At 75.6% G+C, this 22,946-nt stretch carries 21 protein-coding genes; 7 read left to right on the forward strand and 14 right to left on the reverse strand.

Annotation, left to right across the window (positions count from 1 at the left end; all coding sequences use genetic code 11):
- Positions 1 to 52: 52 nt before the first annotated feature.
- From rfaE2 to ACZ4M5_RS16560, 10 genes are all read right to left on the reverse strand, one after another.
- A complete protein-coding gene (rfaE2, locus tag ACZ4M5_RS16515; RefSeq protein ID WP_467737272.1) occupies positions 53 to 1,459 on the reverse strand; it encodes a D-glycero-beta-D-manno-heptose 1-phosphate adenylyltransferase in 1,407 nt (468 codons plus the stop codon).
- Positions 1,456 to 2,091: a D-sedoheptulose-7-phosphate isomerase gene (locus tag ACZ4M5_RS16520; RefSeq protein ID WP_467737274.1), complete on the reverse strand. Its 636-nt coding sequence runs from the start codon at positions 2,089 to 2,091 to the stop codon at positions 1,456 to 1,458. The genes rfaE2 and ACZ4M5_RS16520 overlap by 4 nt, the downstream gene beginning before the upstream one ends.
- 76 nt (positions 2,092 to 2,167) lie before the next feature.
- Positions 2,168 to 3,445 carry a glycosyltransferase gene (locus ACZ4M5_RS16525; protein ID WP_467737276.1) on the reverse strand — a complete coding sequence of 426 codons (1,278 nt, stop codon included), beginning with the start codon at positions 3,443 to 3,445 and terminating at the stop codon, positions 2,168 to 2,170.
- Entirely contained in the window at positions 3,442 to 4,407 is a 966-nt protein-coding gene (locus ACZ4M5_RS16530; protein ID WP_467737278.1) for a glycosyltransferase, read from the reverse strand. The genes ACZ4M5_RS16525 and ACZ4M5_RS16530 overlap by 4 nt, the downstream gene beginning before the upstream one ends.
- Positions 4,404 to 5,477 (reverse strand): glycosyltransferase family 9 protein, encoded by a 1,074-nt coding sequence (locus ACZ4M5_RS16535; RefSeq protein ID WP_467737280.1) that lies wholly within the window; start codon positions 5,475 to 5,477, stop codon positions 4,404 to 4,406. The genes ACZ4M5_RS16530 and ACZ4M5_RS16535 overlap by 4 nt, the downstream gene beginning before the upstream one ends.
- Positions 5,474 to 6,130 carry a D-glycero-alpha-D-manno-heptose-1,7-bisphosphate 7-phosphatase gene (locus ACZ4M5_RS16540; protein WP_467737282.1) on the reverse strand — a complete coding sequence of 219 codons (657 nt, stop codon included), beginning with the start codon at positions 6,128 to 6,130 and terminating at the stop codon, positions 5,474 to 5,476. The genes ACZ4M5_RS16535 and ACZ4M5_RS16540 overlap by 4 nt, the downstream gene beginning before the upstream one ends.
- On the reverse strand, positions 6,127 to 7,200 hold the full coding sequence (locus tag ACZ4M5_RS16545; protein WP_467737284.1) for a glycosyltransferase family 2 protein: 1,074 nt from the start codon (positions 7,198 to 7,200) through the stop codon (positions 6,127 to 6,129). Before ACZ4M5_RS16545 ends, ACZ4M5_RS16540 begins: the two co-directional genes overlap by 4 nt.
- Positions 7,197 to 8,873, reverse strand: a complete 1,677-nt coding sequence (locus ACZ4M5_RS16550; RefSeq protein WP_467737286.1) for a carbamoyltransferase family protein — start codon at positions 8,871 to 8,873, stop codon at positions 7,197 to 7,199. The genes ACZ4M5_RS16545 and ACZ4M5_RS16550 overlap by 4 nt, the downstream gene beginning before the upstream one ends.
- Before the next feature lie 67 nt (positions 8,874 to 8,940).
- A complete protein-coding gene (locus ACZ4M5_RS16555; RefSeq protein WP_467737288.1) occupies positions 8,941 to 9,906 on the reverse strand; it encodes an NAD-dependent epimerase/dehydratase family protein in 966 nt (321 codons plus the stop codon).
- A gap of 296 nt (positions 9,907 to 10,202) precedes the next feature.
- The gene (locus tag ACZ4M5_RS16560; RefSeq protein WP_467737290.1) at positions 10,203 to 10,730 is read right to left on the reverse strand and encodes a hypothetical protein; all 528 of its coding nucleotides are present in this window, start codon (positions 10,728 to 10,730) and stop codon (positions 10,203 to 10,205) included.
- Positions 10,731 to 10,929: 199 nt separating this feature from the next.
- Between ACZ4M5_RS16560 and ACZ4M5_RS16565 the strand changes: the two genes are divergently transcribed.
- On the forward strand, positions 10,930 to 11,601 hold the full coding sequence (locus ACZ4M5_RS16565) for a hypothetical protein (RefSeq protein WP_467737292.1): 672 nt from the start codon (positions 10,930 to 10,932) through the stop codon (positions 11,599 to 11,601).
- 45 nt (positions 11,602 to 11,646) lie between these two features.
- Here ACZ4M5_RS16565 and ACZ4M5_RS16570 read toward each other — a convergent pair whose 3' ends face one another.
- Positions 11,647 to 11,970, reverse strand: a complete 324-nt coding sequence (locus ACZ4M5_RS16570) for a hypothetical protein (protein WP_467737294.1) — start codon at positions 11,968 to 11,970, stop codon at positions 11,647 to 11,649.
- A 992-nt stretch (positions 11,971 to 12,962) separates the two neighbouring features.
- Between ACZ4M5_RS16570 and ACZ4M5_RS16575 the strand changes: the two genes are divergently transcribed.
- Positions 12,963 to 13,817 carry a fructosamine kinase family protein gene (locus ACZ4M5_RS16575; protein WP_467737296.1) on the forward strand — a complete coding sequence of 285 codons (855 nt, stop codon included), beginning with the start codon at positions 12,963 to 12,965 and terminating at the stop codon, positions 13,815 to 13,817.
- Positions 13,818 to 13,821: 4 nt separating this feature from the next.
- Here ACZ4M5_RS16575 and ACZ4M5_RS16580 read toward each other — a convergent pair whose 3' ends face one another.
- Positions 13,822 to 15,480, reverse strand: a complete 1,659-nt coding sequence (locus ACZ4M5_RS16580) for a catalase (protein WP_467737298.1) — start codon at positions 15,478 to 15,480, stop codon at positions 13,822 to 13,824.
- 218 nt (positions 15,481 to 15,698) lie between these two features.
- Here ACZ4M5_RS16580 and ACZ4M5_RS16585 point away from each other — a divergent pair, with 218 nt between their 5' ends.
- Positions 15,699 to 16,178: a hypothetical protein gene (locus ACZ4M5_RS16585; protein ID WP_467737300.1), complete on the forward strand. Its 480-nt coding sequence runs from the start codon at positions 15,699 to 15,701 to the stop codon at positions 16,176 to 16,178.
- 67 nt (positions 16,179 to 16,245) lie between these two features.
- Here the strand turns inward: ACZ4M5_RS16585 and ACZ4M5_RS16590 are convergent, their stop codons facing one another.
- A complete protein-coding gene (locus ACZ4M5_RS16590; RefSeq protein WP_333930269.1) occupies positions 16,246 to 16,482 on the reverse strand; it encodes a hypothetical protein in 237 nt (78 codons plus the stop codon).
- A 581-nt stretch (positions 16,483 to 17,063) separates the two neighbouring features.
- A complete protein-coding gene (locus ACZ4M5_RS16595) occupies positions 17,064 to 18,551 on the reverse strand; it encodes a helix-turn-helix domain-containing protein (protein WP_467737302.1) in 1,488 nt (495 codons plus the stop codon).
- Positions 18,552 to 18,713: 162 nt separating this feature from the next.
- Between ACZ4M5_RS16595 and ACZ4M5_RS16600 the strand changes: the two genes are divergently transcribed.
- The 4 genes from ACZ4M5_RS16600 to ACZ4M5_RS16615 all read left to right on the forward strand — a co-directional run bounded on the left by ACZ4M5_RS16600 (position 18,714) and on the right by ACZ4M5_RS16615 (position 22,927).
- A complete protein-coding gene (locus ACZ4M5_RS16600) occupies positions 18,714 to 19,334 on the forward strand; it encodes an L-threonylcarbamoyladenylate synthase (RefSeq protein WP_467737304.1) in 621 nt (206 codons plus the stop codon).
- Positions 19,335 to 19,479: 145 nt separating this feature from the next.
- A complete protein-coding gene (locus ACZ4M5_RS16605; RefSeq protein WP_467737306.1) occupies positions 19,480 to 20,235 on the forward strand; it encodes a dienelactone hydrolase family protein in 756 nt (251 codons plus the stop codon).
- Between the two features lie 76 nt (positions 20,236 to 20,311).
- On the forward strand, positions 20,312 to 21,817 hold the full coding sequence (locus ACZ4M5_RS16610) for a metallophosphoesterase family protein (protein ID WP_467737308.1): 1,506 nt from the start codon (positions 20,312 to 20,314) through the stop codon (positions 21,815 to 21,817).
- 81 nt (positions 21,818 to 21,898) lie between these two features.
- The gene (locus ACZ4M5_RS16615) at positions 21,899 to 22,927 is read left to right on the forward strand and encodes an LLM class flavin-dependent oxidoreductase (protein ID WP_467737310.1); all 1,029 of its coding nucleotides are present in this window, start codon (positions 21,899 to 21,901) and stop codon (positions 22,925 to 22,927) included.
- The last annotated feature ends 19 nt before the right edge of the window (positions 22,928 to 22,946 follow it).

Here is a 22,946-nt window from a genome sequence, read left to right on the forward strand (position 1 = left end):
GCCCGGGCGACCGATGCCCGCCGGCGAGCCGGTCAGGGCCCGGACCGCCCGGTCATGCCCCGGACCGCCCGAGGGCTGTCGAGGCTGCCTTCGCCGCCCTGCGGGCCAGCAGGGTCGTGGAGCGGCCGTCCAGGTACGGCAGCACCACCGCCTGGCCGCCCCAGGTGCGCAGGACCTCCGCCTCGGGCAGGTCCTGCACCGAGTAGTCGCCGCCCTTGACCCAGACGTCGGGGCGCAGCCGGGCCAGGACCGCCTCGGGGGTGTCCTCCTCGAACACTGCGACCGCGTCCACGCTGCCGAGGGCCGCCAGGACCCGGGCCCGGTCGGCGGCCGGGTTGAACGGACGGCCCGGGCCCTTGCGGCGGGTGACGGACGCGTCGGAGTTCAGGCACACGATGAGGCAGTCACCGATGCGCCGGGCGCTCTCCAGCAGCCCGACGTGACCGGCGTGGACCAGGTCGAAGCAGCCGCCGGTGGCGACGACGGTGCCGCCGCGCGCCCGGACGCTCTCCGCGAGGGCGAAGGCGTCGGAGACGGGGTCACCGGCGGGACCGGGCGCCGGCTCGGTGCGCCACAGGTCGGGGTTGCCGGCCCCGCCCGCGGCGACGAACGCGGCCGCCTCGGCGACGGCCCGCTGCAGGGCCTCCTCGGGGAGCAGGCCGTCGGCGAGGGCCGCCGCCGTGGTCGCCGCGAAGCAGTCGCCCGCCCCGCACGGGTCGCCGTCGGCCCGGAAGGGGACCGGCACGAGCATCGGCGTGGCGGAGCCGGGGCGGGTGAGCAGGACGCCGCGTTCGCCGAGGGTGACGGCGACACCGGCGGCGCGCCACAGCTCGGCGAGGTGCGTCCCGCGCTCGGCGTAGGCGCCCAGGGACGTGTCGCCGGAGCCGGGGTGCAGGGCCCGTGCCTCCGCCGCGTTGGGGGTGACCAGGCGGGCCCCGGGCACGGGCGGGTCGCCCTTGGGGTGCGGGTCCCACACCAGGGGCGTGCGCCGCGCCACGTCCTCCAGGAGCGGGCGCAGGGCACCCGCGGTGCGGCGGCCGTAGTCGGCTACCAGGACGGCACGGGCGTTCGCGAGCGCCTCGCGGACGGCCTCGTCGGGCTCGCCGGGGGTGCCGCCGCCCCGGTCGATGCGGACGACGGGCCGGCCGTCCGCGAGGACCCGGGTCTTGACCGGCAGGGTGCCGTTCAGCGGGATCTCCAGCAGGCGGACCCGGTCGCGCAGGTCGCGGCGCACGGCCTCGCTGGCCTCGTCGTCACCCAGGGCGGTCACCAGGACCACGTCCCGGCCGCCGCGTGCGGCCAGCGCGGCGGCCAGCCCCGCACCGCCGGGGTGGCGCCGGTCGCCGGTGACGTCGACGACGGGGGCGGGGGCGTCGGGCGCGAGGCGGGTCGCGACGCCCTCGATGTCCTCGTCGAGCAGGACGTCACCGACGACGGCGAGGGGCTTCGGACCGGTCATGAGGTGCTCCCGCGGGTGAGGACCGTGCGCCGGGCCAGGGACGTGGACACGGCCGTGTCGAAGCATTCGCAGAGCAGGTGCACGGCGACCAGGTGGGTCTCCTGGACGTTCGCGGTGCTGTCGGCGTCGATGCACAGCGCCTCGTCGGCGGCCTCCGCCAGCGGGTTCGGCCCGCGGCCGGTGAGGGCCCAGACGCGCAGTCCGGCCTGGCGGGCGGTGACGGCGGCGGCGATGAGGTTGGTGCTGCGGCCCGACGTGGACAGCAGCATCAGGACGTCGCCGGGACGGCCGTGGGCGGCGACCTGCCGGGCGTAGACCTGGTCGAAGCCGTAGTCGTTGCCGATGGCGGTCACGCTGGAGGTCTCGGCGTGCAGGGCGATCGCCGAGTAGGCGCGGCGCTCGCGGCGGTAGCGGCCGACGAGCTCGGCGGTGAGGTGCTGGGCCTGGGCGGCGCTGCCGCCGTTGCCCGCGGCGAGCAGCCGGCCGCCGCCGCCGAGGACGCCGGCGAGCCGGCCGCCCCAGTCGGCGACGCGGTCCAGGCCGTCCCGGCGGAACCGGCCGAGGGCCTCCTCCAGCGACCGGCAGTGCAGGCGGGCGGCGTCGAGGCCGGACTGTGCGGGGGATTCGCTCATGCGGATCGGGCGCACCGCCGTGCGGTGACGGCGGGGACCCACACCTCCTTCGGGCGGTGGGCGGGACGGGCGGGGCTCAGCCGGCGCCGGTGGCGGCGGACTCGGTGTCGAGGACCGCGCAGTAGGCGGCCTCGGTCGCCGCGGCGACCCGGCCCCAGCCGAACCGGCTCAGCACCCGGCGGCGGCCGGCCGCGCCGCAGGCGGCCCGGGCCGCGGGGTCGGCGAGCAGGTCGGCGACGGCGCGGGCCAGGGCCTCGGGGTCGCCGGGGGGAACCAGCCGGCCGGTGGCGGGGTCGGCGACGGTGTCGAGCTGCCCGCCGACCGCGCTGGCCACCACGGGCACCCCGCAGGCCATGGCCTCCAGCGGGACGATGCCGAATGGCTCGTAGTCGGCGGGGCACACCACCACGTCGGCCGAGCGCAGCAGCGCCGGGACGTCCTGGCTGGCGACGGCGCCGGCGAAGCGGACCCGGTCGGCCACCCCCGCGTCCCGGGCGATGCCGCGCAGCCGCCGCACCTCCGGGTCGTCGTCGAGCCGGTCCGCCGGCGGTCCGCCGATGACGACCAGCTCGGTCTCGGGGAGCCGGGCGAGGGCGGTGACGGTCACCGCGGCGCCCTTGCGGGGCACCAGCCGGCCCAGCTGCAGCAGCCGGTACCGGTGGGGTCCGCGGGGCACGGCCGGCCCCTGGGGGGTGAACCGTTCGGTGTCGACGCCGCACGGCACGACGGTGACCTTCTGCGGCGGAACACCCATGCGGGCCAGCTCGTGCACCTCGTCGCGGCAGGTGGCGACGACCCGGTCGCAGCCGAGCCCGATCTCGATCTCGCCCGGGATGCGCTCGGGCGGACTGGTGTCGGCCAGCCGCTGGTGCCGTCGCTTCACCGTGCCGAGGGCGTGGTAGGTGTGCAGCAGCGGCAGCCCGTGCTCGCGGGCGGCGTGCATCGCGGCGAGGCCGGACATCCAGTAGTGCGAGTGCACCACGTCCGGGGCGCGGGTGCGCCAGCTGCGGGCGAGGTAGCGGCCGAACGCGTCCATGTGCGGCAGGAGTTCGTCCTTGGGCAGGGCCTCGGCGGGTCCGGCGGGCACGTGGTGCACCTCCACGCCGTCGCACAGCCGCACCCGGGCGGGCAGGTCGGGCGCGTCGCGGCGGGTGTAGACGGTGACGAGGTGGCCCCGGTCGGCGAGGGCGGCCGCGAGGCTCGCCACGTGGACGTTCTGGCCTCCGGCGTCGACCCCGCCGAGCGCGGCGAGGGGGCTGGCGTGCTCGGAGACCAGGGCGATCGCGAGGGCGCCCGGGTCGAGACCGTCACCGCCGAGGGGCCCGGCGGGGAAGGGGCTGAGGGACGGGGTCATGAGCACACCTCCGTGATCAGTCGCTCCCAGTCGGCCAGGAAGCGCTTGAGCCCGTAGCGTTCGAGGGCCGCCTGGCGGGCGCGGGCCCCGTCCGCCGCCGCGGCCTCGGGCTCGTGCAGGTAGTGGCGGGCGGCCCGGGCCAGGGCCTCGGGCCGGGTGGACAGGGCTCCTGCGCCGGCCGGGACGGCCTCCACCGCCTCGGTGGTGGCGAGCGCGAGGACGGGCATGCCCAGGTGCATGGCCTCCAGCAGCGACAGCCCCAGGGAGGTCCAGCGCACCGGGTGCAGGTACATGCGGCGTTCGGCCATGGCCGGGTGCAGCTCGCTCTGGGGCAGGTCTGCCGCGCTGCACCGGTCGGGCGGCAGGCCGAGGTGGGCGGCCAGGTCCGCGGTGCCCATGCCGAACACGTCGAGCGGCACCGCCTCGGCCAGTCCGGGCAGCAGGTCGGTGCCGGTGTACCGGCCGCGCCGCACGGGTTCGTTGACGACGACCGCGGCACGGGCGAGCCGGCCCGTGTAGCGGTGGCCGGGGTCGACGATGCCGTGCTCGATGACCTCGGTGCGGGTGCGACCGCAGTCCCAGAACAGCCGGTTGAAGTGGGTGACGTGCACGAGCGTCAGGTCGGCGCGGTCGGCGCACGGGTGGCGGGTGTCGGGCACGTCACCGTCGGGCGCGTTGTGCTCCAGGTACACGGCGGGCACGTCCCGGCCGGGACGGCGGCCACCGAGCCACCGTTCGGCCAGCTCGCTCTCGTGCGGGCGTTGCAGCAGCACGAGGTCGACCGGTGTGTCCCGGAGCTGCTCGGGGGTGACCTCGCGCACCGACGCGGGCCAGGAGAAGGTCCGGGCCCGCCCGAGCCCGTCCGGGTCGCGGCCCGGGGTGACGGGGACGAGGTAGGTGTGCGGCCCCTGGACGAAGGCGGTGGTCCAGGAACCGTGCACGTGCCACAGCAGGATGTTCATACGGTCGCTCCTCGCTCCGTCTGTTCTCCCTGGCCGGCGGGGTGGTCGGTGAGAGCCGCGACGGCCGCGAGCACCTCGGCGTCGCCGATCGCGTCCAGGCAGGGGTGTCCGGGCACGGGGCAGTGCCGCGCCCGGGTGTCCGCGCACGGGGCCCGCCGGTCGCCCAGCAGGATGTGCGGCACGCCATAGGGGGACCACCGTTCGGCCGGGACGACCGGCGCGAAGAGGCTGACCACGGGCGTGCCCACGGCCGCGGCGAGGTGGGCCGGACCGGTGTTGCCGGCCACGACCGCCCGCGCCCCGGCCAGCACCCCGGCGAGCTCCGCCAGATCGGTGGCGCCGCCCAGGTCGAGGGCGTGCCGGCCCGCGACCCGTGCGGTCAGCTCGCCCTCGGCGCGCCCGCCGGTGACGACGACCCGGTGCCCGGCGGCGGACAGCGCGGCCACGGCCTGCGCGGCCCGTCCGGGCGTCCAGGCGCGGGCGGGCACGGCGGCGCCCGGGTGGACGACGACGTACGGCTCGGGTCCGGTGAGGTGGGTCGTGCGCGGTGGCGGTGTCACCGCGAGGGCGCCGTCGTCGCCGTCGGGCAGTGCGAAACCGGCGGCGTGCGCCAGGTCGAGGGCGGCGAGCACCTCGTGACGGTGCGGCCGCCTGCGGTGCCTGAGGTCGAGCAGGGCCCCGGGATAGTCCTCGCTGTCCGCGCCGGTCCAGCCGATGCCGGCCAGCTTCAGCAGCAGGGCGACGGGCAGGGGGCTCTGGTGGTAGGACACGAGCACCAGGGCCCGGTCGAAGCGGCCGGCGGTGAGCGCGCGCATCAGCTCACGGGTCGCCGCCCGGCTGACCGGCGCCGGTTCCAGCCCGACCCAGGGGGCGTCGTGCACCAGCACGTCGTCCACGCCGGGCAGCATCCGTGCGGCCGCCGCGCCCTGGGGTCCGCACAGCAGCGCGGTGTGGGACGACCCGGCGGCGACGGCGCGCACGGCGGGGCCCGCCAGCAGTACGTCCCCGGCACTGTCCAGGCGCACCACGAGGGTGCGGGGGCGGCGGTCGCGCGACGGCAGGGGGGTCATCGCGCCTCCTCGGCCGGCAGGCCCGCGGGGTGATCCGCCGCTCGGTGCAGGGGACCGTCCGGGTCGAGCACGAGGCGCACCGCCGTGCGCAGGTCCGGCGCGGTGTGTTCGGCGTCCTCGATCTCCCCGGCCAGGGTGACGGGCGTGGGGACCAGGACCCCGCGGGCGCCCGCGGCCCGCGCGGCCCGGACGTCGGCGCCGATGTCGCCGACGACGACCGTGTGCCGCGGGGGGACGCCGAGGTGGCGGCACGCGGCCACGATCAGGCCGGGGGCCGGCTTGCGGCAGCCGCAGCCCTCCCCCGGCCCGTGCGGGCACACGGCCCAGACGGCGAACGGCCCCAGCAGGTGCTCCACGCGCAGGCGGACGTCCGCCACCTGGCGGCGGGTCAGCAGCCCCCGGGCGACCCCCGACTGGTTGGTGACGACGCCGACGGGCACCCCGGCGGCGCGCAGGGCGTCCAGCGCCTCGCGCGCTCCGGGCATCGGCGTGACGCGGGCGGGGTCGCCGTTGTAGGGGACGTCGGCGACGAGCGTGCCGTCACGGTCGAAGAGGACGGCCGCCGGGAGCGGGTGGCCCGGGCCGCGCGGGGGCCGCCGCACGGGTGCTTGGTGCGGAGCGGTGAGCAGCCAGGGGCCCGCGGTACGGGTCACGACCGCTGCCGTTCCCTGACCGGGGGGCGGGACGGGGGCGCGCCCTCCCCTGCGCCGGGGAGGGCGAGCGGACCGGCGTTGCGGTGCTCGATCCGGCCGCGCAGCCAGTGCCAGGTCGCGGCGGGCGGCACGAGGACGCTGGTCGCGGCCATGGTGAGGACCTCGTCGCGGGTGGCCGGACCGGGCAGGATCCGGGCGAGCGCGAACTCGGTGGTCCCCGCGAGCCATGCCCCGGCGCACACCGCGGCCGCGCGGTGCCTGCCCAGCAGGGCGCAGCCGAGCGCGGTCACGGCGGCCCCCGTCACCGCCAGGTGCAGCGGCAGCCGTCCGCGGGGGGCTCCGGCCCGGCGCCACCAGTGACGGCCGTGCAGCCGGGTCATCAGCACGTCGTCGGCGTTGCCGGCCTGGAGGCGGACGGAGATCCAGCGCCCGGCCGGCCGCACCGGGTGGGTGGTGGCGCGCCGGCCCGTGGTGAGGGTCCAGCCCGCGTCCAGTACGCGCAGGGCCAGGTCGGCGTCCTCGCGGAACGCGCGCCGGAAGCGTTCGTCGAATCCGCCGACGGTCACCAGCGCGGCCCGGCGGTACGCCATGTCGGCGGTGATCCAGCGGGCCCCGGCGAGTCCGGCGGTGTTGCGTTCCCAGTCGGTGGGGCGGCGGTCGGGCGGCAGGGGCACCTCGATGCGGGCGGTGATCGCGGCGGTCCGCCCGGTGGCGGCCGCAAGGTCCAGCGTGAGGTCGTCGCCCCAGGTGGGGCCGGGGACGACGTCGTCGTCGAGGAACACGATCCAGGGCACGTCGCCCGCCGCGCGCCAGCCGAGGTTGCGTGCGGCCGCGGGTCCGCGCGCCCCGCCGGGTACGACGATCGTGCGCGCGCGCAGGGCCGGCGGGACGTCGGCGGTGAGAGGCACCCGGGACGCGTCGGGCCGGTCGTCGACGAGGACGACCCGTACCGGACCCGGCCCGGTCGCCTCGGCGAGTGCGTGCAGGCACTTGCCCAGGCTGGGCCGGCCCAGGGTCGGGATCACCACGGCGTAGGCGGCGTCCCGGGCCGGTGCGCCGAAGTCGGTCATCGCGGGCCTCCGGCGTCGTCGCCGCGGGAGCCGGTGCGGAACAGGTCGCCGCGCCGGATCGCGTACGGGCCGATGGCCAGCAGGTCCACGGGCGAGGAGCCGAAGCACTCCAGGGCGTCGCGCGGGTCGTCGACCATGGGCCGGCCGGCCGTGTTCAGGCTGGTGTTGACGACGACGGGCAGTCCGGTGAGCCGCTCGAACTCCTCGAGCATGCGGGCGACCAGCGGTTCGCGGCCGCGGTCGACGGTCTGGATGCGGGCCGTTCCGTCGACGTGCACGACGGCGGGGATACGGTCCCGCCACGCCGGGTCCACGTCGTGCACGAACAGCATGTACGGGCTGGGCAGCGGGCCGTCGAAGATGCCGGCGGCCCGGTCGGCCAGCACCATCGGGGCGACGGGCCGGAACTGCTCGCGTCCCTTGACGTCGTTGAGCCGCTCCAGGTTCCCGGCGTGCCCCGGGTGGGCCAGCAGGGAGCGGTGGCCGAGGGCGCGCGGGCCGTACTCGGAGCGGCCCTGGAACCAGGCGACGATCCCGTTGTCGGCGAGGGCCCGGGCGACGGTGGCGGCGATGTCCGCGGGGCGCTCGAAGGGGACGGCCGCGGTCTTCAGCCAGGCGCCGAGTTCCGCGTCGGACCAGTCGCGGCCGAGGTCGGCGCCGTCCATGGCCTCGGGCATGTCCCCCTCGCGCGCGGACAGCAGCAGGGCGCCGCCCAGGGCGGTGCCCGCGTCACCGGCGGCGGGTTGCACCCACACGCGGGAGAACGGCCCCTCGCGGGCGATCCGGGAGTTGGCGACGCAGTTCAGGGCGACGCCGCCGGCCAGGGTGAGCACCCGGTCGTGGGTTCGGCCGTGCAGCCAGCGCACCAGGTCGAGCAGGGTCTCCTCCAGGACGGCCTGGGCACTGGCGGCGACGTCGGCGTGGTCCTGGGTCCACGGCTCGTCGGCCCCGCGGGGGGCGCACAGCTCGTGCCAGGGCACACCCGAGGCGTGGAACCCGCCGTCGCCGGTCGGGTACACGTGGCGGCGCAGTTCGGCGAGCATGCGGGGCCTGCCGTGCGAGGCCAGGGCCATCACCTTGAACTCGTCGGAGGAGCGCAGGAAACCGAGGTGCTCGGTGAGTTCCTCGTAGACCAGGCCGAGCGAGTGCGGCAGGTCCTGCGCGTACAGGGCCTCGAGCCGGTCGCCCACGCGGCGCGCGGCCAGGTGGGAGGCGCGCTCGCCGCGGCCGTCGAGGACCAGCACGGAGGAGTCGCCGGCGTCGGGGGCGGCGAAGGCGCCGGAGGCGGCGTGGGCCATGTGGTGCGGCACGAAACGGACCCGCCCTGCGTCGAGGCCGGGCAGCGCGCTGCTCAGGAAGCCCGGCGCCTCGCGGGCGTAGGTCAGCCGCAGGTGGTCCCAGGGGTCGTCCAGGCCCATGTCGGCGGCGGGACGGGCCAGTTCGGGGTCGAAGGAGTAGGCGACCGCGTCGAGGTCCTGCGGACGCAGCCCGGCCCGTCTCAGACACCAGGCGGCGGCCTGCTCGGGCAGCTCCCACGCGGAGAACGGCAGGGGCCGCTTGCCGTGCTTGCGCCGGGAGAACCGCTCTTCCTCCGCGGCGGCGACGGTCCGCCCGTCGATCACCAGGGCGGCGGCGGGGTCGTGGAAGAGGGCGTTGATGCCGAGGATGCGCATGACAGGCGGGCCTTTCGGCGGTCGTGACGACGGATCCGGACGCGGCGGGGCGACAGGGGCCGCGGGCTCAGGCGTCCGCTTCGTGCTCGCGGAACCAGGCGATGGTGCGCCGCAGTCCTTCCTCGGCGCGCACCTGCGGCTCCCAGCCCAGCTTGTCGCGGGCCAGGGTGATGTCCGGGCAGCGCACGGCCGGGTCGTCCACCGGGCGTTCGATGTAGCGGATCTCCGAGGGGGATCCGGCGAGTTCGACGACCAGACGCGCCAGGTCGAGCATGGCGATCTCGCCGGGGTTGCCGATGTTGACCGGGCCGCGCATGCCGTGGGCGGCCGCGGCGAGGATGCCGCGCACGGTGTCGTCGACGAAGCACAGCGACCGGGTCTGCCGGCCGTCGCCGGTCACGGTGAGGGGCTCGCCGGCCAAGGCCTGCCGGACGAACGTCGGCACGGCGCGGCCGTCGTGGCCGCGCATCCGGGGGCCGTAGGTGTTGAACAGCCGCACGATGCAGGTGTCGGTGCCGTGGGTCTCGGCGTGGGCGGTGGTCAGCGCCTCGCCGAAGCGTTTGGCCTCGTCGTAGACGCTGCGCGGGCCGACGGGGTTGACGTTGCCCCAGTAGCGCTCGTCCTGCGGGTTCTGCTGCGGGTCGCCGTACACCTCGGAGGTCGAGGCGAGGACGAAGCGGGCCTCGCAGGAGTGGGCGAGCTCCAGGGCGTTGCGGGTGCCGGAACTGCCCGTCTCCATGGTGTGCAGCGGCAGCCGCAGGTAGTCCGCCGGGGACGCCGGGGAGGCGAAGTGCAGGACGAGGTCCGGCGGGCGTTTGATGCGCAGGCCCTCGGCGACGTTCGCCTGCACCAGGGTGAAGCCGGGCCGGTCGAGCAGCGGCGTGATGTTCTCGGGACGGCCGGTGCTGAAGTCGTCCACGCAGGTGACCTCCGCGCCCGCGTCCAGCAGGGCGGCGCACAGGTGGGAGCCGACGAACCCGGCACCGCCGGTCACGACGGCGTGTTTCCAGTTCCGTGAGAAGGCGGTGGTCATGGGTCGGTTCCCTCCGTCAGCGGCGGCACTGCCCGGCGCGACATCGCGCCCGGGGCCGTGGGGTCCGGGGCCGTCGAGCCTGTGACCAGCGTCCGTCGGCGGTCGGCGTCCGGCACGGTCGCTTACGGCGAACCGGTGAATCACGCGGAGTGAGGAGGGGCGCCCGTCCGGGCGTCGGCGCAGCTCGCGCCGGGTGGCCGGGGCGCGCGGCGGTCCAGTGGGAGCAGCCGGTGCGCGGCGGCTCAGTGGGGAGCACCGGTGTGCGGCGCCCCCGGGCGGTGGTGGCGGCGGACGGTTCAGCCGATCAGGGTGCGGCCCGGGGCGAGACGGTCGGTCAGCTGCGCCTGGTGCAGTTCGGCCACGGGCGCGACCAGGTCGGGATGGCGCAACAGCGCGGCGGCGCTGCGGTCACCCTCGTCGGGGGCGACGAGCCGCCGGAACGCGGCCGGTGAGCCGTCGGCGTGCATGCCGCCGGCGAGGGCGGCGACCGCCCGGCCCGCCAGCTCCGGGTCGGCGAGCAGGCAGGCCGCCCAGCTGGCGACGACCTCGTCCACCCAGGTGCGCCAGGCGTGCGCGTCCTCGTCGTCGTCCAGGACGGTGTGCGCGCCGGTCACCCGGTCCAGCCGGGCGGAGCCGCCGGGGCCGGCGATGCCGACGAGGGCGACGTCCATCTCGGTGGGGTACCTCAGCCAGGCCGCGACCGTGACGGCCTGGCGGGCCTGGACCTCGCACAGGGCGGACGCCAGCGCGCCGCCGGAGGCGGGGAAGGCGCGGCGCAGCCACTGCGCGGTCGCCGCTATGACGGGGGAGAGATCTGCGTGCACTGCGGCCGTCCGGACGAAGGGGGCGGGAACTGGTCGTCGACGGTAGCCGCCGCCTCCCGCGCCGGGACGTGACGCGGGCCTCCTCCGTGCTGTGGTCTCGGCCACAGCGCGGGGGTCGTACCGGGCCGCCGGGCGAGGCACAGGGCCCTCCGGCCGCGCGGTCCGTTTCGGCGCGGCGGGGCCCGGGCACCCGGCCGCCGTGTCCAGCGAGACAACCGCGGGCCGCGCCCGGCCGTCGACGCGCCTGTTGCGTTTCGACGGCTGGATCGCGGGGGTCGGTACGACGTCCGGGGCGCGTGCGGTGCTCGGCCATTGGGCGGACTCGCCGTTCGGGCCGTTCAGCGACGTGATGTTCGAGGGGGCCGACGGGCGGCGGCTGCTGCTGGCGCCCACGCGGGAGACGGCCGACTTCATCGCCGGCCTGTACGTCTTCGACGAGGTGCGCGTGGTGCCGGTGGACGTACGCGTGACCGGTCGGCGGCACTGGTCGGTGACCGCCCCGCCGCTCGCCCTGCGGTTCGGCACCGGACGCCGGGGCCTGCCGGGCCTCGCGCTGCGCGCGGTGCCGCCCGCTCTTGCCGTACGGCGGGGGTGGATCGCCCTGTGGGACCGGCCCGCCCGCCTGCTGCTGGGGGCGGGCACCCATGGCAGCGTCCGGGCCGGACGGCACCAGTGGTACGGCGCCCGCGACCTCCACCGGATCACCTCGGCGAGCGCCGACTACGACGGAGTGGACCTCGGCCCGCTCGCTCCGGTGGAGCCTCCCGTACGGTTCGGCCCGGGCTCGGCGCCCCGGGGGCCCTGCCTGGTCCGGGTCACCACCCAGGTGGCGGTGGCGGACGACGGCGGGGCGGCGGCAGCGGCCCCGTGACGGCACCGCCGGCCACCGGCCCGGCGCGAGTGGGCGCCGTGCCGTTCACCAGAAGCGGCTGCTCAGGGCGGGTTGGTGGGCCAGGTCCACGGCGTCACGCAGCCGCAGGGCGACGCTGATGGTGGCGCGCAGCGCGGAGGACGGGACGCTCTGGGCGGTCTCGGTGGCCAGCACCAGCAGGCAGGCCGCCGCCTGCTCGACCACCGAGAGCGGCAGGATGAAGTCGCTGTCGGCCGCCGCGCGGAACGCCTTCAGGGGAACCGCCGCGCCGTCGATGGTCCGCTGCGCGGCCTGCTCCAGGTACTGGGCGGCCTGTTCGCACACCGGGGCGGGCAGGGCGATGGTGCGCTGGAACGGTGAACTCGTCATGAGCCACTGCTCCCCCGGCGGCGGCCGGCTCTGTCGGCGCGCGGCGGCTTTTCACCGTCCCGCGTGACGCCGCGTGGCGAATGTCCCCGCGCCGCGCGACACCGCCAAGTCGAGTGCGGCGGCGGGCCGGTGGGCCGGACGCGTCGCGGTGGCCATGAACGGCCTGGCGCCCGGGGCTCGGCTGCCGGGGGCTGACGGCGGTGCCGCTAGGCCGGGGCGAGGCCGCAAAGCCGGGGCGAGGCCGCAAAGCCGGGGCGAGGCCGGGAGCCGGGGCGAGGCCGGGAGCCGGCGGGGGTGCCGGAGGGCGGGGCGAGGCCGCAAAGCCGGGGCGAGGCCGGGAGCCGGCGGCAGTGCCGGAGGACGGAGCAAGGCCGCAAGGCCGGGGCGAGGCCGGGAACCGGCGGCAGTGCCGTTAGGCCGGGGCGGCCGAGAGCCAGCGGCGGTGCCGGAGGACGGGGCAAGGCCGCAAAGCCGGGGCGAGGCGGGGAGCCAGCGGCGAGGCCGGGAGCCGCGGCGAGGCCGCAAGGCCGGGGCGAGGCCGGGAACCGGCGGCAGTGCCGTTAGGCCGGGGCGGCCGAGAGCCAGCGGCGGTGCCGGAGGACGGGGCAAGGCCGCAAAGCCGGGGCGAGGCGGGGAGCCAGCGGCGAGGCCGGGAGCCGCGGCGAGGCCGCAAGGCCGGGGCGAGGCCGGGAACCGGCGGCAGTGCCGTTAGGAGCCGGCGGCGGTGCCGTTAGGCCGGGGCGAGGCCGGGAGCCGGCGGCGGAGCCGGAGGGCGAGGCGAGGCCGCAAAGCCAGGGCGAGGCCGGAGGGCGAGGCGAGGCCGCAAGGCCGGGGCGAGGCCGGAGGGCGAGGCGAGGCCGCAAGGCCGGGGCGAGGCCGGGAGCCGGCGGCGGAGCCGGAAGGCGGGGCGACGCCGCAAGGCCGGGGTGGCGTCGGGGTCGTACGCTGGGTGGCGATCTTGCACCGCGTCGCGAGGAGCAGGAGGAGCGCGGATGACCGCCCGGACCGATGTCGTGGCCCGGCTCACCGGCCGGGCCGTGAGCGCGTGGCGGCCGATGTCGGGGGATCTCACCGAGGCCACCCTCGACGACGGGCGGGTGGTGGTCGTGAAGCGGGCGCCGGGACCCGGCGCGGCACGGGCCGAGGCGGCGGGGCTGCGCTGGCTCGCCGACGCGGGCGGCGTGCGCGTGCCGGTGGTGCACGGCTACGAGGGCGACCGGCTGGTCGTCGACCGGGTCGCCGAGGGCCTGCCGAGCCGGGAGGCGGCCGTCCGCTTCGGGCAGGGGCTGGCCCGGCTGCACGCCGCCGGGGCGCCGGCGTTCGGCGCGCCGCCGCCGGGCGGTCCGGCGGAGGCGTTCATCGGGCTCGCCCCGATGCGCAACGACCCCGATGACGACTGGCCCCGCTGGTACGCCGGGCAGCGTGTGCTGCCGTACCTGCGCCGGGCCGTCGACGAGGGCACGGTCCGGTCCGGGGAGGCGGCCGTCGTGGAGCGGCTGTGCGAGCGGCTGCCCGCGCTGGCGGGCCCCGCCGAGCCACCCGCGCGACTGCACGGCGACCTGTGGAACGGCAACGTGCTCTGGGGGGCCGACGGGCACGTCCGGCTGATCGACCCGGCCGCGCACGGCGGGCACCGTGAGACCGATCTGGCGATGCTGCGCCTGTTCGGCTGCCCGCACCTGGACGCGGTGCTGGCCGGTTACCAGCAGGTGGCACCGCTCGCGGAGGGCTGGACGGCGCGCGTCGGCGTGCACCAGCTGTTCCCGCTGCTGGTGCACGCCGTGCTGTTCGGCCGGGGCTACGCGGAGCAGGCCCTGTCCGCGGCCCGCGCGGCCCTCGCGGGCTGACCGGTCACCGCGTCACGACATGCCGCTCGTCCGGGACGCAGTGGGTCATCGTGAGCCCCTCGACGTCCCGCGGCTTGTTCTTGCCGAGGTTGGACAGGCGCTCGCGGTCCTCGTCGGTGAGGTCCTGGCTCGCCAGCGGCTCCAGGTCCGCCACGTCCTCCGGGCCGATGCCCAGTCCCTCGCCGACCCGCAGACCGAGGTCGTTCTCGACCAGCAGGAAGTGCCAGACCATGCGCTCCTGCACCGCCCGGTCGCACTGCGACAGCTGGTTGACGAAGTTCTTCACCAGGTCGTCGCGCTCCCAGTCCTCCAGGAGCAGGTAGCGCTGACCGGCCTGCAGGTAGTCGTTCGTGCGCGGGATGCGCTTGCGGGTCAGCCGGCCGACGATCTCGGGGCCCTGCTCGTCGTGGGTCGGGTACTGCGCCTCGCGCAGGCCGCCGGTGATCGACGGCTCGTAGTTGACGTGGGGGTTCTCGCCGCCGCCGTCCTGGTGGTACGCCATCTGCCCGTCGCGCTGGTTGGTGCGCACCTCGGCGTTCCTGGCCTGGTTGACGGGCAGTTGCAGGTAGTTCGGCCCGACCCGGTAGCGCTGGGTGTCGCTGTACGAGAAGGTCCGGCCGACGAGCATCTTGTCGTCGGAGAAGTCCAGCCCGTCGACGAGGACACCGGTGCCGAAGGAGATCTGCTCGTTCTCGGCGAAGAAGTCCTTCGGCATGCGGTCGAGCACCATCCGGCCGACCGGCTTCGGCGGGAAGTCCTGCTCGGGCCAGGTCTTGGTGTCGTCCAGCGGGTCGAAGTCCAGCTCGGGGTGGTCGTGGTCGTCCATCATCTGGACGAGCAGCTCCCACTCGGGGTACTCACCGCGCTCCACCGCCTCGTACAGGTCCTTGGTGGCGTGACCGAGGGAGTCGGCCTGGACGTTGGCCGCGTCCTCCTCGGTCATGCTGCGCACGCCCTGCTTGGGCATCCAGTGGTACTTGACGAGCTTGGTCTCACCCTCGGCGTTGACCCACTTGTAGGTGTTCACGCCGAAGCCCTGCATGTGCCGGTAGTCGGCCGGGATGCCACGCGGGCTGAACAGGTTGACCAGCATGTGCATGGCCTCGGGCGTCTGCGACATGAAGTCGAAGATGCGCCGGGGCTGCTGCTCGAAGGTCACCGGGTCGGGCTTGAGGGCGTGGATGACGTCCGGGAACTTGATGGCGTCGCGGATGAAGAAGACGCCGAGGTTGTTGCCGACCAGGTCCCAGTTGCCGTCCTCGGTGTAGAACTTCACCGCGAAGCCGCGCGGGTCGCGCGCCGCCTCGGAGGAGTCCCGCCCGCCGATGACGGTGGAGAAGCGGACGGCGAGGTCGGTGCGCTTGCCCTGCTCCTGGAAGAGCTTGGCGCGGGTGTAGCGGGAGATCGGCTCGTCGCCCCACGTCCCGTACGCCTCGAAGTAGCCGTAGGCGGTGACGCCGCGCGCGTGGACGACCCGCTCGGGGATGCGTTCGCGGTCGAAGTGGCTGATCTTCTCGAGGAACTGGTAGTTCTCCAGCGTGGCCGGGCCACGGGCGCCGACGGTGCGCTGGTTCTGGTTGTCGTAGACCGGATGGCCCTGCCGGTTGGTCAGTACCTTGCGGTCGTCGCCCGGTGCGGGGCCGGTCCCGGATACGTCCGTCATGTGGTGGGGCTCCTTCGGCTGGAGACCGGGGCGGCCGGGTCGTGCCCGGGGGCGGCCGCCGCCGATCATGGCGGGACGGGCCGGGTACCCGCCGTCGGCGGGTCACTCACGTCCTCTTTTCGGGTGAACCGACCGGGTCCGTACAACCTTCGGCCGGTGCCTGGTGTCTTCCTGACCGAACGACCGCCTTCGTCCCAACTCGTTCCACGGGGGAACACATGAGCTCGGACCGTACTCGTCTGCGCCGCGGCACGGCCGTCGGCCTCACCGTCCTGATGGCGGCCGCTCTCAGTGCCGCCGGGGCCGGTGCCTCCACCGCCGGCACCGCCGTCCAGCAGCAGCAACAGAAGCAGAAGCAGAAGCAGCAAGCGCAGCAGATCGCCTCGTCCGTCGTCGGGTCCGACTACAAGATCACTCTCACCGCGCTGCGCTCGACGCAGGACGAGTACGCCGCCTCGGTGCGGCTGCAGGTCTACACGCAGTCCGGGGGCACCTGGAAGGAGTCGGACCGCGTGACCGTCGGCGAGACCGACGGCTGGTTCTGGTACCCGCTGACGGGCAGGGGCGCCGTGTGCGCGTTCTCGACCGCGGGCACCGAGCCGGCGCCGCTGACGGTCAGCCTGCTGCTGACCCCCTCCCTCGGCTGCTCCGAGCCCGCGCACTACGTCGTGCAGGACGGCCGGGTCCTCGCGGGCTGAGCCCGCCCGCGCCCATGAGAAGGCCCGGACCCTCGAGAGGTCCGGGCCTTCTCGCGCGCGTCGTGACTCAGCCTTCGGCCAGGCGGCTGCGCAGCAGCTGCTTGCCCAGCTCGGCTCCCTTGCGGCTGTCCGCCTGCGCCTTGCGGAACAGATCCGCGACCTCGGTGTCCTTGGCACGCTCCGCGTCCTGGATGTAGCTCTCCAGCCGCAGGGCGTTGCTCAGGCACGCCTCGACGTACCAGATCAGGTTGTAGTCCTTGTCCTGCGTACCGGTCGCACCGCCGGTCTCCGACTCGCTGGTCATGCGGACCTCCTTCTCCGTGGAGCGGACCTCTTCGGGGCGACCGGGTACCCGGCCACCGGGAGTGCACACGGACCGCAGCCCGGACTCAGGGGCATGTTCCGGTCATCGCCCCCCCGGGACGGCCGCGGCCACGTGCAGACCGGCACGGAACACCAACTCCCCCCGTCAGCACGGCAATTCCGGCGTTGGCCACAGAAGCGCCCGCCGGTCGCGATGCCCGCCCTGTTCGGCCGCTTGCCCTGCCTGCGGCTCGCGCCGGGCGACGAGGAGCCGCGACGGCGCCGCCGTTCATCGCCTTCGGCTGGCAGGAGATCCCGGTACGGCCCGGGGACTGACGATCGCGCCGCGGGACCGAAGACCGCGCCGCGAGAGTCGGATCGCGCCTCGCGGGAGCGCGACCGGTCCCCCGTTCCGGTCGTGCCCCCGCGGTGCCCCGAACCTACGTGCCGGACGGCGGCCTTGTGAATCGTCGCGGTGCCCATCGAGCACCGCAGCGGACTCACCTGTGCACAGCCGCGCCCGTTTTGCACGGCTTCGCCGGGCGCCGGTCCGGCCTGCTGCCCGCCCGCCGGGCACGCCGCTCAGGCGGACGCCCCGAACACCGGCAGCTCGAGCTCGCCCACGGCCAGGTGGGCGAGGACGACCTCGTACAGGTCCGTGCCCGAGGTGAGCAGCCGGCGCTCCAGGACCGGTTCGGCGCTGCGGACGTGCTCGCGCACGGTCTGCGCGTGCATGCCGAGCGCCTGGGCGGCCCGCTCGGCGTTGCCGCCCGCGGCGATCCAGGCGCGCAGGGTGCGGCGCGGGTTGCGGGCGTCGGCGTCCAGCCGTCCGAGCAGGTCCCGCGCCCAGGTGCGCAGGGCGGGGCCGGACAGCAGGTCGGCGAGCAGCGCTGCGCGCCCCCGGGAGCCGTCGGCCGTGTGGCTGTCGGGCAGGCCGATCCGCGTGTTGACCGCCAGGTGGACGACGGCCCGGGCCGCGAGGCCGGTGAAGTCCGCGCCGAGCAGGTTCTCCACCCGTTCCATGCGGGCACGGACGGTGTTGCGGCTCACGCCGAGGACCTTGGCGGCGTTGACGGCGGTGAACTCCAGGCCCAGCCGGTTGGTGGCGAGGAGCTCGGCGCGGGTGTGGTGCGGCAGCGCGTCCAGCGGGCGCAGTGCCCGGGCCGTCCAGCCGCGCAGCAGCTCGGGGTCCATCAGGCGCTCGGGGTGGGTGCGCTCGGCGTAGACGGCCGTCTTGTCCGGTCGGAAGTGCGCCACCGCCAGGGCGCTGACGGCCTGCCCGTAGGCGGTCGCGGTCCGGGCGAGGCTCTGGCGGACGCTGCCGCCGAGGAACAGGTCGCGGTGCCCGGCGACCAGGGACCGCAGCGCACCGGCGGCGGTGTCCCGGGGGCTGACGACGATGACGTGGCCCGACATGGCGGGGCACCGGACGACGAGGGCCTTCTCGCCGGTGCGGTCCAGGCACTCCTGGGCGACGCGGTCGCGGGCGGAGGGCGCGGACTCCACGACGTAGACGCACGCCGTGTCGGCGTCGAGCAGCCCCGGCCACAGACCGGCGGCGACGCGGCGGGCGGCGACGGTGTCCTCCACCATGAGCAGCTGAAGGATCGCCAGACGCAGGTCGGAGGTGGCCCTCCGGAGCCGCTGTCCGGCCGCGGCCGACTCGTGCGCGGTCAGCAGCAGGCCGATCACCTGGGCGGTGTGCGTGACGGCGTCGGAGGCCCGCCGGTCGAAGGGCGCCGCGCGGGAGACGGCCAGGACACAGGACCGTGCGGCGTGCTCCACCCGGACCAGGCGCAGATGACGCTCCCGGCTCTGCCAGGCGGCGGAGGCGATCCGGCCGGCGACGACGTCCGCGACGAGGCCGCCGTCGAGCGGCAGCCGGTCGCCGGCCATCAGGTTCCCGGCGTCGTCCTGGAGGGCGACAGCGGCGTCCAGCGTGCCGGAGAGCCAGGCGACGACCCTGCGCACGTCGCGGCCGGCGGGTCGCAGATGCTCCAGGAGCTGCGCCGCCCACGCCCCCTCGGCGCCGGTCGCCGTCCCTCCCGTCCCGTTCTCACGGCCGGTCACCTCGGCCCTCCCCTCGCTGCTCGTGCCGCCGTCCGGCACACCGGCCGCGGACGTTACCCGACGGGTGCCGGGCCGTCCCGGCGGCGCCGGCGGGCCCGGCCCCCGCGGGTCCGGCTCCGGCCCCTGCGCCTGCGGCCCGTGCGCGCGGCTTAAGCTCGGCAGATGGCGAAGTACTACGACGTGCACCCCGACAACCCCCAGCCGCGCACCATCGGCCAGATCGCCGACAGCATCCGCGCGGACGCCCTTGTCGCCTACCCCACGGACTCCTGTTACGCACTGGGCTGCCGTCTGGGCAGCCGCGACGGCATCGACCGGATCCGCTCGATCCGCAAGCTGGACGACCGGCACCACTTCACGCTGGTGTGCCAGGACTTCGCGCAGCTCGGGCAGTTCGTGCGGATCGACAACGACGTGTTCCGCGCGATCAAGGCGTCCACGCCGGGCAGCTACACGTTCATCCTGCCCGCGACGAGGGAGGTGCCGCGGATGCTGCAGCACCCCAAGAAGAAGACGGTGGGCGTGCGCATCCCCGACCACGTCGTCACGCAGGCGCTGCTCGCCGAGCTCGGTGAGCCGCTGCTGTCGAGCACCCTGCTGCTGCCCGGCGAGGACGAGCCGATGACGCAGGGCTGGGAGATCAAGGACCTGCTCGACCACGTGCTGGACGGGGTCGTCGACTCCGGCGACTGCGGCACCGAGCCGACGACGGTCGTCGACTTCTCCGGTGGCGAGGCGGAGATCGTGCGGTACGGGGCGGGTGACCCCGCGCGGTTCGAGTAAAGCGCGAACCAAGGGCCGTTCACGGTTCAACCTTATGGCGGGGGTGGGCGAATTGCCCCGGAACCGCGCGTGCCACGATGACCATGATCCGCCCGGTCACGCGGACGGGTTCCGGCCCGCCACCCCCGCAGAAAGGCAGCCCGCCATGACCGCCGTACAGGGAACCGCCGTCGACATCCCCACCGAGGACGGCACCGCCGACGCCTACCTGGCCCGGCCCGGCGACGGGGCCGCCCACCCGGCGGTCCTGCTCTTCATGGACGCCTTCGGCCTGCGTCCGCAACTGCGCTCCATGGCCGACCGGCTGGCCGGCGAGGGGTACACGGTGCTGGTGCCCAACCTGTTCTACCGGGCGGGCCGCGCCCCGCTGTTCGACCTGCCCGACTTCATCGACCCGCAGGCGCGGCCGGGCACGTTCGAGCAGATCATGCCGGTCATGCAGGCCCTGACCAACGAGCGGGCCATGCGGGACGCCGACGCCTTCCTGCGGTGGCTGGCCGCGTCGCCCGCGGTCGCCTACGGCCCCGTCGCCCTGACCGGCTACTGCATGGGCGCCCGCCTCTCCCTGCTCACCGCCGGGACCTTCCCGGAGCGGGTGGCCGCCGCGGCCGGCTTCCACGGCGGACGGCTGGCGACGGACAAGCCCGACAGCCCCCATCTGGTGGCCGGCGACGTCACCGCCGAGCTGTACTTCGGCCACGCCGACCAGGACCACTCCCTGCCGCCCGAGCAGATCGACCGTCTGGAGCGGGCCCTGACCGAGGCCGGCGTCCGCCACCGGTGCGAGGTGTACACGGGCGCCCCGCACGGCTTCACGCAGGCCGACACGGCGGCGTACCACCGGGAGGGCGACGAGCGGCACTGGTCGGCACTGCTGGACCTGCTCAAGCGCACGTTCTGACCCCGGCCCGGCCGCGTGCGGCGGGAGTCGCGCCCCGCCCATCTCCCGCTCCCGGCGGGGTTGTTACCGTGCACCGGTGTCCGACTCCTCACGCGATACCGCCGAGGGCGCCGGCTGGGGCAGTGCCGAACGGGGCGCCTACCAGCAGCTGATGCCGCCGAAGACGGAGAAGATCTCCTGGCTGGACCCGAGGATGCTGTGGGTCGCCCGCAACGGCGTCCTGGCCTCCTGGTTCGGCGATCCCACCGGCCGGACCCGCAGCCGCTGGGTGGCGCAACGGGCCGCCGCCGGCGCCCCGGCCGACAAGGTGATCCGGCGCGACGACCCGGACCGCTTCTCGTTCCTGGTCATCGGCGACACCGGGGAGGGCGACGACCCTCAGTACGCCGTCGTGCCCGGGCTGTTGAGCGCCGGCCGGGACACCCGCTTCGCGGTCCTGGCCAGTGACGTCGTCTACCCGGTGGGCAGCGCGGACGACTACGGCCCGAAGTTCTTCCGCCCGTACCGCGACTACCCGGCGCCGATCTACGCGATACCCGGCAACCACGACTGGTACGAGGACCTCGACGGCTTCATGCGGGTCTTCTGCGACGACGCGCCCGCCCTTCCGCCCGAGCCCCGGCCGCGTCCGCTGACCCGCGCCTGGCTGCGCTCCCTGCTCTGGCACCGGCCGCGCCCCGGGGACGGCCAACGGCTGGACGAGGCGCGGGCGCTGCGCTCCGCACCCGCCCAGCAGGCCGTGCAGCCGGGCCCGTACTGGGCGATCGACGCGGGACCGGTGCGGATCGTCGGCATCGACACCGGCCTGCTCGGCACCCTCGACGCCGAGCAGGGGGCCTGGCTGCGCGAGGTCTCCCGCGGGCCCCGCCCGAAGATCCTGGTCACCGGCTCGCCGCTGTACGTCGACGGGCGGCGCGAGCCGTGCGCCGTCGAGGGCGGCGGCACCGTCGACGACATCGTCCGCGACCCGGCGCACCACTACGTCGCGGCGATCGGCGGCGACATCCACAACTACCAGCGCTATCCGGTCCGGCTGGACGACGGGCGCACCCTGCAGTACGTCGTCGCGGGCGGCGGCGGGGCGTTCATGCACGCCACCCACACCATTCCCCGCGTCGACGTCGCCGGCGTCACCGAGCGGGACTTCCGCTGCTACCCGCTGCGCGGCGACTCGCTGGCCTTCTACAGCCGTCTCTACGGCCGGCGGTTGCGCCTGCCGCGCTTCTTCACCCTCACCGAGGCAGAGGCGACGGCCGTGATCGCCGAGCGCCTGGGCATCCCGCCCACGCGCTCGCAGGGCGCCCCGGTGAAGGTGACCCGGCGGGTGCGGCTGGTCGCCGGGCTGCTCGGCACGGGCCGCCGCCCCGACCGGGCCCGGCGGTTCCGGCTGCCGGTGCGCAAGATCTACACGTCGTTGTTCTCGCCGGGCTCGGCGACGTACAGCCCGCCCTTCTTCAAGTGCTTCCTGCGCCTGGACGTCTCCCCGGAGTCGGTCCGCCTGCGCTGCCACGCGGCGACGGGCAACCGGGCGCAGGAACTCGCCCCGCCGGTCGAGGACGAGGTGACGATCCCGCTGCGCTGATCCGCGGAGGGCGGGAACACGGTGGTGACGACCGGGGTTGCCACTGCCGTGAGCCATCGAGCGAGCGACGACGGAGGGCCCGTGCCACCGACCTCACGACCGCTGCGGAAGCTGGGCTTCTTGACCATCGGGCTGTTCGACGAGGCGGACCCGCGCCGGGGTCACGAGTCCACCCTGGAGATCATCGAGCTCGGTGAGCGGCTCGGCTTCGACAGCGCCTGGGTGCGCCACCGCCACCTGCAGTACGGCATCTCCTCCCCCGTCGCCGTCCTGTCGGCCGCCTCCCAGCGCACCCGCCGGATCGAGCTGGGCACGGCGGTCATCCCGCTGGCCTGGGAGAACCCGCTGCGGCTGGCCGAGAACCTGGCCACGGTCGACCTGCTGTCCGGCGGGCGGCTCAACCCGGGTGTCAGTGTGGGGCCGCCGGCGCACTTCGAGCAGGTCAAGGACGCCCTGTATCCGGACACGGCCGAGGCGGAGGACTTCGGCTACGGCCGCGTGGAGCGGCTGCTGGACTTCGTCCGCGGCAAGCCTGCCACGGACTTCAGCGGGGTGGAGGGCTTCGAGGTCTTCTCCGACCGTGTCCAGCCGCACTCCCCCGGGCTGGGCCGCCGCATGTGGTACGGCGGCGGCAGCCTGCGCTCGGCCCGCTGGGCGGGCGAGCACGGGATGAACCTCCTCACCAGCAGCGTGGTGAAGGCCGGGGACACGCAGGGTCCTTACGACTTCGCGGCGATCCAGCTCGCCCAGATCCGGGCGTTCCGCGCCGCCCACCCCGACGGTGAGGCGGCCCGGGTCTCGCAGGGGCTGGTGGTCATCCCGACGGACTCGGCGACCCCCGCTCAGCGCGCCCGCTACGAGGAGTACGCCGCCCGGCGCACTGCGCGCACCACGTCCCCGCAGGGCCCGGCCCGCCTGCTGTTCGCGCCGGACCTGGTGGGCCCGTCGGCGCTGATCGCCGAACGCCTCCACGCGCACGCCGCGTTCCGCGAGGTCGACGAGGTCGCCTTCGCGCTCCCCTTCACCTTCGCCCACGAGGACTACGTGCAGATCCTGACCGACCTGGCCACCCACCTGGGCCCGGCCCTCGGCCGGCAGCCGAGGGGCTGAGCCCCGCCGGCCGCGGTGA

This window comes from Streptomyces sp. NPDC026246, from assembly GCF_055567995.1.

What these genes read in the sequence shown, in the direction of transcription:
- ACZ4M5_RS16520 (WP_467737274.1), bottom strand. Translation starts at nt 2,091, where the DNA reads ATGAGCGAATCCCCCGCACAGTCCGGCCTCGACGCCGCCCGCCTGCAC.
- ACZ4M5_RS16545 (WP_467737284.1), bottom strand. Translation starts at nt 7,200, where the DNA reads ATGACCGACTTCGGCGCACCGGCCCGGGACGCCGCCTACGCCGTGGTG.
- ACZ4M5_RS16550 (WP_467737286.1), bottom strand. Translation starts at nt 8,873, where the DNA reads ATGCGCATCCTCGGCATCAACGCCCTCTTCCACGACCCCGCCGCCGCC.
- ACZ4M5_RS16530 (WP_467737278.1), bottom strand. Translation starts at nt 4,407, where the DNA reads ATGAACATCCTGCTGTGGCACGTGCACGGTTCCTGGACCACCGCCTTC.
- ACZ4M5_RS16585 (WP_467737300.1), top strand. Translation starts at nt 15,699, where the DNA reads ATGAGCTCGGACCGTACTCGTCTGCGCCGCGGCACGGCCGTCGGCCTC.
- rfaE2 (WP_467737272.1), bottom strand. Translation starts at nt 1,459, where the DNA reads ATGACCGGTCCGAAGCCCCTCGCCGTCGTCGGTGACGTCCTGCTCGAC.
- ACZ4M5_RS16570 (WP_467737294.1), bottom strand. Translation starts at nt 11,970, where the DNA reads ATGACGAGTTCACCGTTCCAGCGCACCATCGCCCTGCCCGCCCCGGTG.
- ACZ4M5_RS16575 (WP_467737296.1), top strand. Translation starts at nt 12,963, where the DNA reads ATGACCGCCCGGACCGATGTCGTGGCCCGGCTCACCGGCCGGGCCGTG.
- ACZ4M5_RS16605 (WP_467737306.1), top strand. Translation starts at nt 19,480, where the DNA reads ATGACCGCCGTACAGGGAACCGCCGTCGACATCCCCACCGAGGACGGC.
- ACZ4M5_RS16580 (WP_467737298.1), bottom strand. Translation starts at nt 15,480, where the DNA reads ATGACGGACGTATCCGGGACCGGCCCCGCACCGGGCGACGACCGCAAG.
- ACZ4M5_RS16535 (WP_467737280.1), bottom strand. Translation starts at nt 5,477, where the DNA reads ATGACCCCCCTGCCGTCGCGCGACCGCCGCCCCCGCACCCTCGTGGTG.
- ACZ4M5_RS16525 (WP_467737276.1), bottom strand. Translation starts at nt 3,445, where the DNA reads ATGACCCCGTCCCTCAGCCCCTTCCCCGCCGGGCCCCTCGGCGGTGAC.
- ACZ4M5_RS16600 (WP_467737304.1), top strand. Translation starts at nt 18,714, where the DNA reads ATGGCGAAGTACTACGACGTGCACCCCGACAACCCCCAGCCGCGCACC.
- ACZ4M5_RS16590 (WP_333930269.1), bottom strand. Translation starts at nt 16,482, where the DNA reads ATGACCAGCGAGTCGGAGACCGGCGGTGCGACCGGTACGCAGGACAAG.
- ACZ4M5_RS16555 (WP_467737288.1), bottom strand. Translation starts at nt 9,906, where the DNA reads ATGACCACCGCCTTCTCACGGAACTGGAAACACGCCGTCGTGACCGGC.